This window comes from Clostridiales bacterium, assembly GCA_017961515.1.
Lineage (GTDB): Bacteria > Bacillota > Clostridia > Acetivibrionales > RGIG10202 > RGIG10202.
In genome coordinates this window covers 1-1,699 of sequence record JAGCXC010000023.1, presented here as the reverse complement: position 1 = coordinate 1,699, position 1,699 = coordinate 1, and the positions used below count along the sequence as shown (strand labels likewise).

3 protein-coding genes are annotated in these 1,699 nt (G+C 31.1%); all 3 read right to left on the bottom strand.

Annotated features, from left to right (window positions below):
* Positions 1 to 263 precede the first annotated feature (263 nt).
* A complete protein-coding gene (locus J6Y29_01285; protein ID MBP5426525.1) occupies positions 264 to 794 on the bottom strand; it encodes a hypothetical protein in 531 nt (176 codons plus the stop codon).
* Positions 795 to 847: 53 nt separating this feature from the next.
* The gene (locus tag J6Y29_01280) at positions 848 to 1,384 is read right to left on the bottom strand and encodes a hypothetical protein (GenBank protein MBP5426524.1); all 537 of its coding nucleotides are present in this window, start codon (positions 1,382 to 1,384) and stop codon (positions 848 to 850) included.
* 30 nt (positions 1,385 to 1,414) lie between these two features.
* On the bottom strand, positions 1,415 to 1,699 hold a 285-nt coding region (locus tag J6Y29_01275), incomplete at its 5' end, for a hypothetical protein (GenBank protein ID MBP5426523.1).

The following is a 1,699-nucleotide window of genomic DNA, read 5'->3' as shown; positions in this document are numbered from 1 at the left end:
TACCGATAATCATAATATGAGCATTAGGATTTCCTTGTCCACACCACTCATTATGATCCTTACATTCTTCTAAGAACATTTCAAATAGTCTTTTTCTATCCATATTGTATATTATTCAAGTTTCGCAAGTAAATATATAGTATAAAAAAACGATAATACACCGTAAAGAAAAATAGGCTAAAGTTTGGATAATCTGCTGATTATTACTATATTAGTATCACCAAACAAAATTTAGAATTGTCTGATGTGATTTTGCTATGATATTATTTTGTAGACACACCAACCAGCCATATACCATCTTGGAGATTTACAGATATCTCTTTGACATCTTTCTTTTTTAGTTTCAAAAAAATACGAGCAGTTTTACAATCCATGATTTCTGTCCCATTAATAAAATATCTTACACTATCGCACACAGAAACCATTTCGGTTAATTTATTTGAGACAACACTGTTCACATATAGATATCCTGATTTTGGAGTTTTTGTATATATATACATCGAATAAGGCAAACGCAAACTCTTTTCAATGGTTATGCCTTTTATCAAGTGTTCCATATCGCCATCAAATTTAGAATAGTAACAATCATTCAAAACATTAGGAATATGAGAAAACCCGATGGAATCAGCACTAACCAAAAGAATATTATCTACACTTCGCTTGTATCTATAATTATCAGACCATAATTCTCCAATAGTTTGTTTTTGGGGAAACAACAACTGGGGAAATAAAATCACCAATAAGATTAACAAAATCTTATGGTCAATCTTCATTTTTTGTTTTACTCTCTTCATTTTCATCTTCGTGTTATAATTATATGTTTCATACATATATATACATGACAAAATCATCTAGTGGCAACGGAACTCTCGTGTTCAAGATATTCTTCTAATGTTTGCCGTGCTTGAGTATGTCCTTTTTGAGCAGCCTTTTCTAAATATTCTAACGCAATTTTTTTCGTGGTAACATCTAACGAATCAGAATTTTCATATAAATACCAAAGACGGTCATAGACATCATAATATGCCTGTGGGTAATTATATTTATTTGCCATAATTAGAGCATAAGGCAAAAACTTTTCAGGCGAATAGTCTAAATAAGAAACAAACAAATCATAATAAGCAGATGTGTCGCCTTTTTCTATCACTAATTTTTCTAATACGCTATCAGGTATTTCTCTATAATTCATTGGAACACCTTTGTCCTTTTTTAGATCACAACTCATAATCATAAACAAAAGAATAAATATATATGTATTTTTTTTCATAACGGCATATTTATTTATCTTTATCTTTATCATCATTTTTATACTTGAATTTGTCCCACCAGCCCGGGTTTTCTTTTGGCACCCATTCCCCATTATATGATTCGATTTCTTCGCCACCTTCAAATTCTTTAATTTTTTATTTTCCTTTTAATGGTTCATAATTTCTTGATTAACATCTAGGAACAACAACCAAGAAGGAACTTCTGACATTTTGAGTCTACCCGAAAGCAAATAGAGTCTATTCCCTTCTGCTACTTTGACTCGATTACTTTCATCTAAAAGATAAAAGAGACCATCTGGGAATGCAGAACAAACATAACAGAGGCCTTTGGAAACAACTAATTGTTGTCCATCTGTTCCAATTAATTTTAATATGGGGCATTGTATTGACCTTACTCTTTCAACGGACATATCACTTAGAATAATACGACC

Coding starts and splice junctions, on each gene's coding strand:
- J6Y29_01285 (MBP5426525.1), bottom strand. CDS start 794: ATGAAGAGAGTAAAACAAAAAATGAAGATTGACCATAAGATTTTGTTA.